Raw genomic sequence first — 16,342 nt, forward strand, 5'->3', positions numbered from 1 at the left:
CTATGAGGAACTGCTGTTAGCGCAGCGTTAGCGACGCAGGAGCGTCACCCGGAGGGCGGTTCGTTTCCATATCTATGTTTTTCACGACTCATTTAGGATTGCTATATTTCACAAAATTACGAAGATAAATCACTACCTATGCTTCCTCTGTTTGTCCCTTTGGATCATTTTTAAAGTGAAATGGTATTACTATCGACATCGTTAGTAAACTTCGATTTTATGGGAATACTAAATTCTAGACGCGAATACTAACTTGTGCTGCGAGGCATGTATATATGGCTACTGTAACCTGTACACCTATTATTCCCGGATACCAAATTTGCGCTCAACTTTATGTCGGTGCTAAAACCCACGTCTATCAAGCTATCCGCCAATCAGATCATCTGCCAGTAGTCATCAAACTGTTAGCGTCAGAATATCCCAGTTTTCATGAATTACTAGAATTTCGTAACCAATATACAATTAGCAAAAATCTCCAAATTCCGGGGATTGTACAGCCATTGTCACTCTTAACTCATCACAATAGTTATATTCTGGTGATGCCAGATACAGGGAAGATTTCTCTACAAGAATATGTCAACTCTACTCACATCTCCCTAGTAGAATTTTTAAGTATTGCTATTCAATTAACAAGTATTCTCGATGCGATACATCAAAATCGTGTCATCCATAAAGACATTAAACCAGCAAATATTCTAATTCATCCCCACACAAAACAAGTTCAATTAATTGATTTTAGTATTGCTTCATTACTGCCAAAAGAAACTTCAGAAATTAAAAATCCCAATGTTTTAGAAGGAACTCTAGCTTATATTTCCCCAGAACAAACAGGGAGAATGAATCGAGGTATAGACTACCGCAGTGATTATTACTCTCTTGGTGTAACATTGTATGAACTATTAACAGGAGAATTACCATTTAATAGTGATGACCCAATGGAGTTGGTGCATTGTCATTTAGCAAAAATGCCGCAGGTCATAGAAAGCAGTAAACCGATTCCGCAAGTAGTAGCAGAGATTGTGTTGAAATTGATGGCGAAAAATGCCGAGGATAGATATCAAAGTGCTTTGGGATTAAAGCATGATTTAGAACTTTGTTTGACACAACTTAAAGATACAGGCGCAATTAGACATTTTAAAATTGCTCAACGGGATGTGTGCGATCGCTTCCTCATCCCGGAAAAATTATATGGTAGAGAAGCGGAAGTCAGCACCTTATTACAAGCCTTTGAACGTGTGGCTAGTGGGACATCAGAAATGATGTTGGTGGCGGGATTTTCGGGGATTGGTAAAACTGCTGTAGTGAATGAAGTCCACAAACCAATTACTCGTCAACAAGGTTATTTTATCAAAGGTAAATTTGACCAATTTAATCGGAATATTCCCTTCTCTGCTTTCGTCCAAGTTTTCCGTGATTTGATGGGGCAATTACTAGCCGAATCTGATAGCCAACTCCGCATCTGGAAACAGCAAGTTTTGGCAGCATTGGGAGATAATGCCCAAGTAATTACTAAGGTAATTCCCGAACTTGAACTCATCATTGGCACACAACCAACAGCACCAGAATTATCAGGGTTAGCTGCTCAAAATCGGTTTAATTTACTATTTGAAAAATTTATTCAAGTTTTTACCACAAAAGAACATCCTTTAGTGATATTTTTGGATGATTTGCAGTGGGCAGATGCGGCATCACTCAAGTTGATAGAATTGCTGATCAGTGAGTCATCAACTGGTTATTTGTTGTTAATTGGTGCTTACCGTGATAATGAAGTGTTTGCAGCACATCCATTGATGCTAACTTTAGATGCGATCGCTAAAGCAAAAGCAACGGTAAATACTATTACCTTAAAGCCATTATCAACCAGCAGTTTAAATCAGTTAATCGCTGATACATTACATTGTGCGGGTAATTTGGCACAACCTTTAACCGAATTAGTATATCAAAAAACTCAAGGTAATCCCTTTTTTGCGACGCAATTCCTCAAAGCATTACATCAAGAAAAACTAATTAATTTTGATTTACAAACTGGGCATTGGCAGTGCGATATTTCCCAGTTAAAATCCACCGCCTTAACAGACGATGTGGTGGAATTAATGGCGCAGCAATTAAAGAAACTGCCTTTAGCAACCCAAAATGTTTTAAAACTAGCAGCTTGTGTTGGTAATCAATTTGATTTAAGTACACTGACAATTGTCTCGGAACAATCGGAAGCAGCAACAGCAAGTGATTTATGGAAAGCGTTGCAAGAAGGTTTAATCTTGCCGATTAGCCAGATTTATAAATTTTTTCAGTTAGAAAATCTCGAACAATCAGAAATAGCTCAAAATGCCAATCCTAGTTATCGATTTCTACACGATCGCGTCCAACAAGCGGCTTATTCTTTAATTCCCGATGACCAAAAACAAGCAGTTCATTACAATATTGGACAACTACTCCTGAAGCAAATTTCTCTGTCAGCCAGAGAAGAACAAATTTTTGCTTTGGTGAATCAGTTAAACTACGGCACTTCCCTAATTACAGCCCAATCTCAGCGTAATGAACTCGCCCAAATGAATCTCTGTGCTGGACGAAAAGCCAGAGTCGCCACGGCTTATCAAGCTGCTTACGAATACGCCACTGTGGGATTAGGACTACTAGCCACAGACACTTGGCAACATCAATATGAAATGACCTTAGCACTCCATGAACTAGCTGCCGAAACTGCCGCATTGAGTGGTGATTTTGAGCAGATGGAGTATTGGATTAATGCCGTCATCCAGCATACCAAAACGCCCTTAGATCAGGTGCAATCTTATCAAATCAAAATTCAAGCGTTAAACTCCCGTAATGATTTTATTGCCGCGATCGCCACAGGTAAATCTGTACTGCAAACCTTGGGTGTGAGTTTGCCAGATCAGCCAACTAGTGAAGATGTCCAACAAGCTAGACAGCAAATTCAAGACTTAATTGGCGATCGCGCGATTGCAGATTTGATTCATTTACCAAAACTCGTAGCACCAGAACAACTAGCAATTATGCAAATTGCTGCCAGTATCATACCTGCCTGCTATGTTACAGCTTCACCCCTCTACCCCTTAGTGGTGGCGCTTCAGGTTCAACATTCTATTCAATATGGAAACAGTTTATTTTCTCCTTGGAGTTATGCCAATTATGCCTTTCAAATTAAGTTAATCTGGGGCGATATCCGAGAAGCGGAACAGTTTGGACAGTTAGCATATCAGTTAGGGTTAGAACCAGAGTTTAAATACAGTCGAGCCGCAACCTTTGTTGTGTTCGCTGGATATATTTACCACTGTACTGCCCCTTTAAGAGAGACAATACCAATTTTACAGTTAGGCTATCAAGCAGGGGTCGAAACAGGTAGTTTAGAATTTGTGCTTTATACAGTGCAAGCACTGACCTTGAATGCCTTTTGGTCAGGGCAAGATTTGAGTGAGGTAGAATACCAAATTCGCTCTTATCACCAGCAGTTGCAAGAACTCAAGCAAGTAACTACCGCCAAGCATTATTTAATTTACTGGGAAACTGCTCTGATTCTGCTGGGTAAATCAGAAGATGAAGTAACTTTACGTCAAGCATCTTATGAAGCCACATTAATTGCCGAGGTGCAAGTTTCTCAAGATGTCTTTCGCTTGTGTATATTTTATCTGCATCGATTTATCTTGAATTTTTGGTTAGGAGAATATGGCCAAGCTCAACAAGATGCTGCCCAAACCAGACAGTATTTAGCAGGGTGCGTTGGTACAATTATCGAACCTGTTTTTTACTTTTATGATGCTTTGATAATGCTGGCTACATTGCCTCAAGGAAGTGAGGTGACAGAAACTCAATGGCAAAGGATAGAAGAGAATCAAACAGCTTTAAATAATTGGGCGCAATATGCACCAATGAATCATCAACATAAAGTTGATTTGATAGCAGCCGAAAAATATCGAGTTTTGGGGCAGAAAGCTGAAGCCATTGAACAATATAATCAGGCGATCGCCGGAGCAAAAACTAATGGATATCTCCAAGAAGAAGCTCTGAGTCATGAACTAGCTGCTAAATTTTACCTTAATTGGGGTCAAGAGAAATTGGCGGCAATTTATCTGCAAGACGCTTACTATTGCTATGCGCGTTGGGGTGCGAAAGCGAAAACTGAAGAGTTAGAAAATGCTTACCCCAATTTGTTACAGCCAATTTTACAGCCAACTGCCCAAAGTCTAATTCCTTTAGAAACCCTAGCCTCGATTGCTAGTCCCAAAGTTTCTATTCATTCTTCCAGCAAAACCATCCGTTCCGCCAGTACCCTCAACACGGCTCTAGACTTTGCCACCATTATCAAAGTTTCTCAAAGCTTGTCTGGAGTAATTCAACTAGATGAGCTACTACACCAACTCACTCAGATTATTTTGCAAAATTCTGGTGGCGATCACTGCGTCTTAATTTTGCCTGATACACAAGGAGAATGGCAGGTAAGAGCCATCGCTACACCTGAACACACCGAACTTTGCTCGCAACCCTTAGAAGGCAATCTCAATTTACCAGTCAAGCTGATTCAGTATGTGAAACACACCCAAGAACTTCTGGTGATTGATGACATTCAAACAGATTTACCTGTAATTGATGAGTATTTACAGGAAAAACAGCCGAAAAGTCTTTTATGCTTGCCGATTCTCAATCAAGGGCATTTAATTGGCATTTTGTATTTAAAGAATCGCTCTGCAAGTGGGGTGTTTACTAGCGATCGCATTCTCATTCTCAATTTTCTTTGTACTCAAGCAGCGATTTCTCTAGAAAATGCCCGACTTTATCAAGATTCTCAGATTGCTTTGCAAGAACTACAACAGTCTCAACAACTGCTAAGAAGTATTATCGACAACATTCCCCAGGTCGTTTTTTGGAAAGACCGCAACTCAAATTATTTGGGATGTAATCAAAAATTTGCCATCATGGCAGGATTGCCATCGCCAGAAGCGATCGTTGGTAAAAACGACTATGATTTACCTTGGAGCAAAGCTGAATCTGACTCCTATCGTGAATATGATCGCCGGATTATGGAGTCTAAACAGCCACAATTACATATTATTGAAACGCAACAGCAAACAGATGGTAAAACTATCTGGATAGATACCAGTAAAATTCCTCTGTGCGATGAAGCCGGAGAAGTCTATGGAATTTTAGGTAGTTATGAAGATATTAGCGATCGCAAACAAACTGAAGTTGCAATTCAGCAAAAATCTCAGGAATTAGAAAAAGCTCTGCAAGAACTACAACAAGCACAACTACAAATGGTGCAGAATGAAAAAATGTCTGCATTAGGTAACTTAGTTGCTGGTGTCGCCCATGAAATGAATAATCCTCTGGGATTTATTTCGGCTAGTCTCCAACAAGCTAAACCCACCTTAACCGATATTATCGAACACCTAGCACTATATCAACAAGCTTTACCCAATACCCCAGACGAAATCCTCGACCATGCAGAAAAAATTGACATTGATTATAGTTTAGAAGACTTGCCAAAAGTTCTTGATGCAATGGTGTTAGCTTGCGATCGACTACAAAATATTAGTACCAGTTTAAGAACTTTCTCCCGTGCCGATAAAGATTACAAAGTTACATTTAATATCAATGAAGGCATTGATAGTACAATTTTAATTCTCAAACATCGCCTCAAAGCTAATGAACAACGTCCAGCAATTAACGTAGTTACAGAATACGCTAATTGTTCACCCATTGCTTGTTTTCCTGGACAATTAAATCAGGTATTTATGAATATTCTTGCTAATGCTATTGATGCGTTAGATGAATCAGGCATGGGAAGGAGTTATGAGGAACTTAAATTAAATCCTCATCAAATAATTGTGAAAACTGCCATTGAAAATCACAGCCTCAAAATATCAATTGCTGATAATGGTAAAGGCATGAGTGAAGAGGTCAAATTGCATATTTTTGACCATTTATTTACGACAAAAGGAGTTGGGAAAGGTACAGGACTCGGACTAGCGATCGCTCGACAAATTGTTGAAGAAAAACATGGGGGTAAAATTGCAGTCAATTCTGTTTTAGGACAGGGAACAGAGTTTGTAATTTCCCTACCGATTACAGATAATTCTATTAACAATAACTAAGTGGGAGACAAGGGGGACAAGGTAGTTTGATGAAACTTATTTCTTTGCCAAGAATGAAAGAGAAACTAGTATGTTTACTCAGCACTTTCAACTCAGCACTCAGCACTTCCAAAAAGAAGAGATGTTTGTTCATCATTGAGTTCAAAAATCAAAGGTTGTACGAACAACTCCAACATATTGAGTATCGTTATTGCGGTTGTTTTCTGGGTTGAGAATTACCCAAAAACCAGGAGTCACCGATATATTATTGTTCAGTCGCCAGCGATAAAATGCTTCGATGTGGTAAGAGTTATCTCCTTCTTGACGGACATCACTGTGAGCAACTCGCGGTGGTAAACCAAAAATAATTCCTGGGAGATTACCCTTACCCCCCACATCAGGAAATGACATACCAATTGCCCCAAACCACGCATTAGCATTGTCGCCACTATTGACAAACAAAGAATCTGTACTACCCCGCCCATTAGAAATATCGCTGAAACCAGAGTTTTTGGCAGTCGCCCAAATATATCCACCCCAAGCATGAACCTGGAAATTTGGGGAAAAGCGATAGTATCCTTGCATCCCCATAATACTGTTAGCAGTGGCAATGCTATTCCCAAACGGAGAAGTTGCTAAAACGCTTCCCGTCCCACCTGTAAGATCAACTACGCCACCAGGGCTATAACCATGAGAGTAAGCTACACCCACAGCGCCTTTTTGACCATGATAAACCAAATGTGCCAGGGCGTTATAACCACCATCAAATAAGCCGTTTTTCTCGGTTGGGTTATTCGGACTGCTGGCTAAATAGCCCAAAGTCAGCACCAAGTCTTGAGTAATATTCCAGTTAGCGCCCACACCACCGCCACCTCTACGGAATATAGGGCTATACGAACCAAACAGTGAAAGTACTCCATTACCATCATCAGCAATACTCGCAGGTGTGACTGTGCTGGAAATATCTGTATAACCAATGCCGGTAGGGCCAACTACAAAGGAGAGGGAATCACTCACCGGGAAGTAATAACGAACATGGGGTACAAACAGGGTATTGTTACTATCAAAATCGAAGTTCAAGCGTGTCATCCCTGTGCCTGTGGCCGCCGCCACTTGACTAGAACCATTGGTATTCGTAAAGTTACCAAATTCCAGCCGGACTCGCAGTAAATCTTTGCCTGTAAAACTACTTTCTAAATTCAAACGACCGCGAGTTGCCAAGAATGGGTTAGTTTCATCTTTTGTACCACCTACTTTGTTACCAAAGGTATCACTCACAGCCGTAATAATTTGAGCATTTAACCTGGTGGTCGTAGAAAATTGCTGTTGTTCTAAAGTGTTTGTCCGCGCTTCTAAATTATCTATCCGACCTCGTATGGTGTTTAATTCGGTGGCAAAGTCTGTCTGTAACTTTTGCAATACCGCTAAGTCTTCTTTGTTGACTAGTTCACTAGTAGATGTGGCAATTAACTCGTTGATATGGTCTAAGCAAGCATTTAAACCGGCAGTAAATTCGTACCGCGTTAAGGCACGATTACCACGATAAGTATAATTCGGATAGCCTGTTAGACAACTGTAGCGTTCTACTAACGATTGCAAGGCTGTAAATGCCCAATCTGTTGGCTGTACATCAGCAAATTGGGACACTGATGTGACTTGTCCTTGCAGTGTGTGAGTATTATCTATAGGCTCTGCCAAGACTGCTGGAGAGGCTAAGAGTAGAAGGGAAAAACTGTACAAAAGATGTTTCAACATGGTGTATGGTGTAGTAAAAATCTGCATGGTAAATTAGAAACCTCTGGCTGTATCTGAGCTTGAGAGATTTCGATTTATATGGCAGGAGGCAACTTGAACGAACCACAGAGGCGCAGAGGACGCTGAGGAAAGAGAGTTTCACAGAGTTTTTGTGTAAATCGATAGATTCTCTGGACTTAAAAACTCAACTTTCTATTAATTTCTCACTGATTTATATGTCTGCAATAATAGCACAGGTGATTGATGTGAAAGCTTTTATCTGCGGTTAATGATTCTGACTGAAGTGAGAACCGCTATGGAGGGAATAGAGAATCTGAAAACTGTTCCCTATTCCCTGGCGTAATTACATATCTTCTAATTCCATACCTTTGGTTTCCTTGATAAAAAAGAGGACGAAAAATAATGAGATAGCGGCCGCAGTGGTATAAAGTCCGTAGGCTGCACCCAAGCCGAAATATTGCAGAATCGGAGGAAATGATGTGGAAACAGCGAAATTAGCTACCCACTGCATCGCGGCTGCAACAGAAAGTGCTGCGGCGCGAATTTTATTGTTAAACATTTCGCCTAAGAGTACCCAGGTGACTGGCCCCCAGGAGAAACCGAAGCAAAATACATAGAGGTTGGCAGCTAAAAGTGCAACAAGACCTGAACTACCACTGAGATTTGGGTTGCCAGCAGCATCTAGTGGCGCAGTACCGAAAATCGATGCCATTGTTCCCAAGGTAATGGTCATCCCGATTGACCCTAGAATTAGTAAGGGCTTACGACCAAATTTATCAACGAAGGCGATCGCTACTAATGTAGTAATAATATTTACTGCACCTGTAATTACTGTGATGCTAAGGGAATCTTTTTCAGAAAAGCCAACAGCCTGCCATAAAACACTGCTGTAGTAAAAAATGACGTTAATACCGACGAATTGTTGAAGTAAAGATATACCGATACCAACCCAAACTATGGGGAGAAGTCCGCCACTCCGGCGTAAAAGGTCAGAAAATTGCGGTTCCCGTTCCCGCATCACTGTTTGGCGAATTTCTTCGATTTTGGCGAGGACGTTACCCCCGATAATTTTATTCAACACATTGGCGGCTTCTGGTTCTCGTCCTTGGGCTACTAAATAGCGGGGTGATTCAGGAATCATTAAAGCAGCCATACCATACAACACCGCCGGCGGAATTTCTGTCCAAAACATCCACCGCCAAGCATCTATACCAAACAAAAACGGTGACTCGGCGGAACCTGCGGATACTGCTATAAAGTAGTCGCATAGCAGGGCGATGAAAATTCCTACAACAATTGCTAGTTGTTGCAGAGATCCCAATCTACCCCGCAAATTACTAGGGGAACATTCAGCAATGTAAGCTGGGGCAATGACACTGGCTGCACCAACCGCCAACCCACCCAACACCCGCCAAAAGGTAAAATCCCAAATGGTAAAGGGTAGCCCTGAACCGATAGCACTAATGGTAAATAATACGGAGGCTACTACCATTGCTTTGACTCGACCATAGCGATCGGCAATCTTTCCCGCATAAAAGGCTCCTACGGCCGAACCTAATAATGCTAAGGATACTGCTAAACCAGTTTGGAGACTGTTGGCGTTGAAAGCTGTTGTCAGGGCTGCAACTGCACCGTTAATCACGGCGGTATCAAACCCGAACAGAAAGCCACCCAGGGCAGCAGCACCAGCAATTAAAATTACATAAAAGTTGTTAGATTTACGACGAGTTGTGGTGGATGTCATGGTTGTATTTGGTGTTGGGGAATAAGATTATGAGTTATTCACGCAGAGACGCATACTTCGACCCTTCTCCTGCCGGAGACGCTACGCGAACGACAGGCTCAGAGCGGCGCTGCGCTCAGTAAGCGGAGGCGCAGAGAGGAGAGACAAAGAGTTGAAACATTTGCCTTTCTGCCTCCTGCTTTCTTTTACCGTCGGGAACGTCTGCGGAGTCTATCAATCATGACTGCGGCAATGATGACTAAGCCTTTCACAACGAGTTGCCAGAAGTAAGACATATTCAACAGGGTCAAACCGTTGTTGAGGACAGCAATGATTAATGCACCCAAGAGTGTGCCGCCGATTGTGCCAATACCACCTGTAAAGCTGGTTCCGCCAAGGATGACGGCAGCGATCGCATCTAGTTCATAACCTTGTCCTAACATTCCTGTGGCACTGTACAGGCGACTAGCACTCATCACTCCGGCTAAACCTGCCAGCAATCCACTTACGCCATACACAAACAACAACACCCGATTGACTTTTATACCTGTTAATCTGGCGGCTCGTTCGTTACCACCAACAGCGTATATCTGGACACCTAAAACTGTCTGTCTCAGTACAAACCAACTCACAGCCACTGTTAATAAAGCGAGGATAACTAAGCAAGGCAAGGGGCCGACGTAGCTATTACCTATCCAAGCAAAGTTGATGTTGCGGTTAATAACGGTTGTGCCATTAGCTACTAAATAAGCAGCACCCCGTAAGGCTGTTAATGAACCCAAGGTGACAATAAACGGTGGAACATCCAAATAGGTGATTAATGCACCGTTGAGTAAACCCAGACATAATCCTGTCAATAAAGCAGCCGGAACAGCTAACCAACCCAAGACAGGGATGAGAGAGGCTAACACTGCAACTACAGCAGATACAGCCAAGATAGAACCTACGGAAAGGTCAATCCCGCCAGTAAGAATCACAAATGTCATGCCTGTTGCCAGCACTATATTAATAGATGCCTGACGTAAGATATTGACGGCGTTACCTGCGGTGAAAAAGTTGGGACTCAGCAGGGAAAATAAAATACAGATAATGACGAGAATCGGTAAAATACCAGCAACTTGCAAAAAGTTATTGATGGCTTTACGCCGACTGGCTGTGGCATTTTGGTTAGGTCTGTTGTTGACAGGTCTTAAGGCTTGACTCATGATGCTACCTCCGATGCTCCAGTTGCACAGTGCATAATGTTTTCTTGGGTGATTTCTTTGCCTGGGGTGTCGTCGAGTTCGCCGACTAACTTTCCTTCGCGCATGACTAAAACGCGATCGCTCATCCCGACAATTTCGGGCAGTTCGCTAGAAACCATCAGAATTGCGACTCCTTGGGCGGCTAAGTCACTGATAATTCGGTAAATTTCGCTTTTCGCCCCAATATCTACGCCGCGTGTTGGTTCATCTAGCATCAAGACTCTGGGGTTAATAGCTAACCACCGCGCCAGCAGGAGTTTTTGTTGATTCCCTCCAGATAAATCCACGGCGCGAATTTCTAAGTTAGCTAGTCGGATATGGAAGTTTTCGACGGCTTCTGTGGCAATCTTATTAACTGAACCCCAGTTGACAATGCCAAGGTTGGCATCTTGCTTGAGTCTATTCAGACCAATATTCTTTCGGGAACTCATTTCTAGAAATAAACCTTGGTCTTTGCGGTCTTCTGGGACGTAACCAATACCTGCGGCGATCGCATCAGTGGGGGAATGAATCTCTAATTTTTTGCCATTTAAAAATATTTCACCACTAACTTTGCGGTCAGCACCAAAAATTAACCGCGATACTTCTGTCCGTCCCGCACCCACCAACCCAGATAATCCCAAAATTTCCCCAGCCCGCAGTTGAAAACTCGTCGGCTGAATTTTGCGTCCGTCAGTAATATTTCTAACTTCCAGCACTACTGCACCAGGATTCTTTTGTCGTTGATGTTCGTAGAAGTCCTGCATGGAACGACCGACCATCATTTGTACTAATCGCTGGGGCGAAATTTCATCACGAGTCAAACTGCCAATATATTGACCATCACGCAACACACTAATGCGGTCAGCCAAAGCATAGATTTCTTCCATCCGATGACTAATATAGATAATGGCAATGCCATCGTTGCGGAGTTTGCGAATCACTTCAAACAAGCGTTCCGTCTCGCGGTCAGATAAGGCGGCTGTCGGCTCATCCATCACCAAAATCCGGCTGTTATCTTTCAGCGCCCTGGCAATTTCGACTTGCTGTTGTTCAGCGATCGCTAATGTACCAACAATAGTTTGTGGTGTAAAAGTCGCTCCCAAGCTATTTAGTACTTGCTGGGCTTCGAGTTCCATCGTTTTGCGGTCTAAAAATTGACCCCTCTGCAACTCACTCCCCATAAATATGTTTTCGGTAACGCTCAAGTTGGGTGCAACGTTCAATTCTTGATATATCAGGTTAATACCTGCTTGTCTGGCTGTACCTGGGTCAGTAATTTTTACTGGTTGACCATTAATGCGAATCTCCCCTTCATCCGCAATGTAAGCCCCAGCGAGAATTTTCATTAATGTGCTTTTACCTGCGCCATTTTCACCCATCAGGGCGTGAACTTCGCCGGGATAAATGGTCAGATTTACACCTTGCAAAGCCGGAACACCATGAAATCGTTTGGCAATCCCCTGCATTTCTAATACAGGAATGGCTGTAGAAGCCGGTAGAAAATCAGTTTCAATATTTGTTGTCATGATTATTAAGTGCTGAGTTGTGAGTGCTGAGTGCTGAGTGTTGTACACTGAGCGTTCGCGCAGCGTCTCCGACAGGAGAAGTCGAAGTGTACGTGCTGAGTTAATATTTCTCCCCCTTATCTCCCTTATCTCCCTTGTCTCCCTTGTCCCCCTTCTCCCCTACCTCTTCTACCAACCAGTAGAAGTACTAACGTTCTCTTTCGTAATCAACTTGGCGGGAATCAAAATATTGGGTGATGCGGGTTTTTTGCCGTTTAAAATATCGTTGCCAACTTGTACTGCGGTTGCTGTCATCCCTCTAGGATTTTGAGTGGCGGTAGCAGCATATAGGCTATCGTTAGCAGCGATCGCTTCGATTGCTTCTGGCGCACCATCCACTCCCACTATGAAAAATTCTTTGCGTTTGGCTTGGTTGGCGGCTAAATCTACTCCCACGCCACTAGGATCGTTGATGGCAAAAACAGCATCAATTTTGGGGAAAGTTACCAGAATATCGCTCATCACTCTCAGTCCCCCATCCCGGCTACCTTCGGCGTTCTGGTCTTTAGAAAGAATTTTGATATCGGGATATTTGGCTAAGACTTTCAAGCAGCCATCAACTCGCTGAATTACAGAAGTGACTGGTGGCCCGTTGACTATGACTACATTACCTTTACCTTTGAGGCGATCGGCAATATATTGACAGCTGATTTCTCCGGCTTGCACATTATTGGTAGTGACGGTAGCATCTACCTCTGCGTCTACGCCTGTGTCTACCGCAATTACAATCTTGCCTGCTTTTCTGGCTTGGTCAACTGCTGGTCTAATAGCTTTACTATCAGCCGCGTTGAGAATAATCATGTCAGTATTCGCCGCCACAAAATTTTCAATTTGATTAAATTGCTGATTCAAGTCATAGCCACTAGAAACAACAGTAACTCTGACATCATTACCGCCAATTTTCTTGGCTTCTTTCTCTGCACCCTGGGCCATGACAACAAAGAAAGGATTACTTAAATCGCCCAGGGTGACACCAACAGATCGTAATTTAGTGTTGTGTGTACTTATATCAGATACATTTTTTGCTTCAGTGTTGGGAGAAACATTGGTGCAGCTGACTAAAGTACCACTGACAATACTTAATAAAGTCGCTGCGATTGTTTTCTTGTTCACATTCACCTACATCCTAATAAAACAGTTTGTAAAACTCGAAATATGTGTAGAAATGTTAATCTAACTGAGATCATCTTTTAATTTTGCCGCCTACCTCCTGTTTCCTGCGTTCTCCTAACGATAGATATTCGCTTCCCCTTTCCCAGAAGAGGCTTCAGGGGAGAGAGCAGGGTGCAGGGCGCAAAGGGTAAGAATCTGAAGACTTCCACCCATAATTCAAATTTCCGCAACATTTTCTCAATCAAGAAACTGTTGTGAAATCTGATGTTCTTAAGTTGTAAATTGATTTTATGCACAGGTGTGCATAACTGATGATTTTTATTTTTGCACACCTGTGCATAAAAAATGTGTTAATTTTATTTAAGTTACTGAACCAGAATGCAAAATCCAGCCGCCAGTCCTGGATTTCTCTCTTGTGAGAAATCTAGGGGTGTGGGAGGTGTGGGAGGGGTGGGAGGTTTGGGAGGATGGAGAAGAAATCTTTCCCCCCACACTCCCCTCTCTTCCCTCTCTCCCCACACTTTCCACACCCGCTACCCATACGTGAGAAATTCGAGTTTGTCCTTCTCATCTACAGCAGTGGTCAATATGAGTAAACGAAAGATTTCCATTGAAGATATTGCCCGCAAAGCAGGCGTTTCTCATTCCACAGTTTCACGCGCTTTACGAGACAGTCCATTAATTAGTGCCAAAGTACGGGAAGAAATCAAAAAACTAGCGCAGGAAATGAATTATGTGCCGAATGCGATCGCCCAAAGTTTACAAAATCAGCGCACTTATACTGTTGGGGTAATTGTTACATCCATCGCCGATCCCTTTTTTGGTGAACTAGTCGAAGGAATTGAACAAGTAGCCAGAAAAGCCGGCTTGAATGTGTTATTAAATGCGTCACATGGAAATTTTGACCAAGAAATAGCCGCTATTGAGAATTTCCACTACCGCCGAGTAGATGGAATTTTAGTTGCTGATTCCCGCGTTGGCAAACACTATAACCAGCAGTTAACGCAATTTACTGTGCCAACAGTTCTAATTAACATCGATACGGAAGATCAACACGAAACCTTTAACTCCGTCGCCATCGACGATCGCTTAGGTGGCTGTGTAGCCGTAGAACATCTCCTAGATTTAGGACACACTCGAATCGGCTATTTAGGAGTAGGTGATGGTAGCAAAGCCGACCAACAACGCCTAGAAGGATATCAACTGGCGCTATCTCAAGCAGAGTTACCAGCAAATCAAGATTGGGTAGCAATTCCCCAGCGAGACAGTCAAACAATCAGTGATTTTGATATCGGTAAACAACTCCTACCCCAATTAGTAGCAGCTGGCGTAACTGGCATTTTTTGCTACAACGATATGGTTGCCGTTGGCGCTCTTTTGGCTTGTAAAGAATTAGGTATTTCCGTCCCACAAGATTTGAGCCTTGTGGGATTTGATAATATTGCGCTTGCCAGTTACATCACACCACCACTCACAACAGTCAGTCAGCGTATGGTAGAAATGGGCGAATTGGCTATGACTATGTTGCTTGACTTATTTGAAGAAAAAGCTGTAGACAATATTCTTCTATCGCCATTTTTAGTCAAACGGGGTAGTACTACCAAAGTCAGTCAAGCTAAAAAAATCAGTAATTATATTGAGGTAAAAATCTAACTTGGTGGTAAAGTTTATAAGTATGTAACAAAAACTTTACGGTTATTTGTGAGCTGCTTTGATGATTTTTGTGCGTAATATCTTGTTCTGGCGATTTTTTATATATCGACACATCTATGTAAAAACCGTAGAATATTTTTTTCTACTTCCTACTCGTGACAGGTGACAGGTGACAGGTAACAGAGCAATTCTCAATGATTCACAAACATCTCTCTCCCTTATCTCCCCTCTCCTCCTTGTCTTCCTTGTCTCTGAGTTAAACCCCGTCTCTCAAAAAAAATTACCGGAGCAGTTAGATATAAAACACCGCTCCGGTAAGTTAATTTAAATAAAATATTCACAGTCTTGGAAGTGGATTTACGCAACAACTTTTCTTGATAAATTCACTGTAGGCTATGATTTCGTCAATGCTGCTGAGAAAAGTTGTTTAAATCAAACTTTAATGGTTCTGCAATGTTTATTTGCCAAGAAAAATAATAGAAGACTCTGGATCAGGGAATATTTGTAGTAAAAAACTAGAGACTATAGCTATAGCTTCAGTGAGGTGGGCGGTAGATTTTTCTGTGTCTAAGTTAAACATCCAAAAAATATACTCCCAATCCAAAATCCGAAATCATAGACGGATTAGTCATTGTCCCATTGTTCACGACCAATGAGGTCGCCAATGCGATCGCGCAATAGAAAATCGCATTTTTCCAACTCACATTCAACGCACACCCACTCTCTTGCTGGGATGTATTGGCAGAGTGTATATATTGGCTGTTGTCGGCTAACCATCCCCTTCTGCACCAGTCGGCGTGCTTCGTCTTGGATTACATCTAGAGAGTAGTAATTGATAGAGGGCACCGTATTCACACTCATGATTTGTTCTCACACATTTATACGTAGATAGTATTCCCACTTATCATGGGAAACAAACATGACAGAGATTAGACTTGTAGCTAGGGTTTTGTATTTTGCTATACGGAACTTATTTCATTTTGACGCTACATCCCCTCAAATTATCTAAAGAAATGTTGCAAAAGTCAACGTTTTCTGACATTTATCTTCCATATAGTTAATACAAAAAATCCCATTGTAGTGAAATTGACCTCTTGTAAAGGTTGTTTTATCTGCCTTAAAGAAGTTCTAAAGCTTCACTGCAACGGCCTTCAAGCATAATTCAGCAGACGGTCATAGTTCATACTGTAAATTTAGTTATGTAATCAATCACCAGCA

The 16,342-nt window shown here is 42.1% G+C and carries 8 protein-coding genes; 2 read left to right on the top strand and 6 right to left on the bottom strand.

The features are described from left to right. Positions 1 to 275 precede the first annotated feature (275 nt). Positions 276 to 6,110 carry an AAA family ATPase gene (locus tag H6G77_RS28455; RefSeq protein ID WP_190873355.1) on the top strand — a complete coding sequence of 1,945 codons (5,835 nt, stop codon included), beginning with the start codon at positions 276 to 278 and terminating at the stop codon, positions 6,108 to 6,110. Between the two features lie 141 nt (positions 6,111 to 6,251). On the opposite strand, the gene H6G77_RS28460 is transcribed toward H6G77_RS28455, so the two are convergent. The 5 genes from H6G77_RS28460 to H6G77_RS28480 all read right to left on the bottom strand — a co-directional run bounded on the left by H6G77_RS28460 (position 6,252) and on the right by H6G77_RS28480 (position 13,477). Then, positions 6,252 to 7,871 carry an iron uptake porin gene (locus H6G77_RS28460; protein ID WP_242049335.1) on the bottom strand — a complete coding sequence of 540 codons (1,620 nt, stop codon included), beginning with the start codon at positions 7,869 to 7,871 and terminating at the stop codon, positions 6,252 to 6,254. 316 nt (positions 7,872 to 8,187) lie between these two features. Then, positions 8,188 to 9,588 (bottom strand): sugar porter family MFS transporter, encoded by a 1,401-nt coding sequence (locus tag H6G77_RS28465; protein WP_190873356.1) that lies wholly within the window; start codon positions 9,586 to 9,588, stop codon positions 8,188 to 8,190. A gap of 185 nt (positions 9,589 to 9,773) precedes the next feature. After that, positions 9,774 to 10,772 (bottom strand): ABC transporter permease subunit, encoded by a 999-nt coding sequence (locus tag H6G77_RS28470; protein WP_190873357.1) that lies wholly within the window; start codon positions 10,770 to 10,772, stop codon positions 9,774 to 9,776. Beyond that, positions 10,769 to 12,319, bottom strand: a complete 1,551-nt coding sequence (locus tag H6G77_RS28475; RefSeq protein ID WP_190873358.1) for a sugar ABC transporter ATP-binding protein — start codon at positions 12,317 to 12,319, stop codon at positions 10,769 to 10,771. Before H6G77_RS28475 ends, H6G77_RS28470 begins: the two co-directional genes overlap by 4 nt. Positions 12,320 to 12,487: 168 nt before the next feature. Beyond that, entirely contained in the window at positions 12,488 to 13,477 is a 990-nt protein-coding gene (locus H6G77_RS28480) for an ABC transporter substrate-binding protein (protein ID WP_313949899.1), read from the bottom strand. Positions 13,478 to 14,059: 582 nt separating this feature from the next. Here H6G77_RS28480 and H6G77_RS28485 point away from each other — a divergent pair. Beyond that, positions 14,060 to 15,124, top strand: coding sequence for a LacI family DNA-binding transcriptional regulator (locus H6G77_RS28485; RefSeq protein ID WP_190588529.1), 1,065 nt, complete (start codon positions 14,060 to 14,062; stop codon positions 15,122 to 15,124). A gap of 624 nt (positions 15,125 to 15,748) precedes the next feature. Here the strand turns inward: H6G77_RS28485 and H6G77_RS28490 are convergent. Then, positions 15,749 to 15,985: a DUF4327 family protein gene (locus H6G77_RS28490; RefSeq protein WP_062297131.1), complete on the bottom strand. Its 237-nt coding sequence runs from the start codon at positions 15,983 to 15,985 to the stop codon at positions 15,749 to 15,751. Positions 15,986 to 16,342 lie beyond the last annotated feature (357 nt).

Origin of the sequence: Aulosira sp. FACHB-615, assembly GCF_014698045.1 — a bacterium.
Classification (GTDB): Bacteria; Cyanobacteriota; Cyanobacteriia; order Cyanobacteriales; family Nostocaceae; genus Nostoc_B.

What these genes read in the sequence shown, in the direction of transcription:
- H6G77_RS28455 (WP_190873355.1), top strand. Translation starts at nt 276, where the DNA reads ATGGCTACTGTAACCTGTACACCTATTATTCCCGGATACCAAATTTGC.
- H6G77_RS28460 (WP_242049335.1), bottom strand. Translation starts at nt 7,871, where the DNA reads ATGCAGATTTTTACTACACCATACACCATGTTGAAACATCTTTTGTAC.
- H6G77_RS28465 (WP_190873356.1), bottom strand. Translation starts at nt 9,588, where the DNA reads ATGACATCCACCACAACTCGTCGTAAATCTAACAACTTTTATGTAATT.
- H6G77_RS28470 (WP_190873357.1), bottom strand. Translation starts at nt 10,772, where the DNA reads ATGAGTCAAGCCTTAAGACCTGTCAACAACAGACCTAACCAAAATGCC.
- H6G77_RS28475 (WP_190873358.1), bottom strand. Translation starts at nt 12,319, where the DNA reads ATGACAACAAATATTGAAACTGATTTTCTACCGGCTTCTACAGCCATT.
- H6G77_RS28485 (WP_190588529.1), top strand. Translation starts at nt 14,060, where the DNA reads ATGAGTAAACGAAAGATTTCCATTGAAGATATTGCCCGCAAAGCAGGC.
- H6G77_RS28490 (WP_062297131.1), bottom strand. Translation starts at nt 15,985, where the DNA reads ATGAGTGTGAATACGGTGCCCTCTATCAATTACTACTCTCTAGATGTA.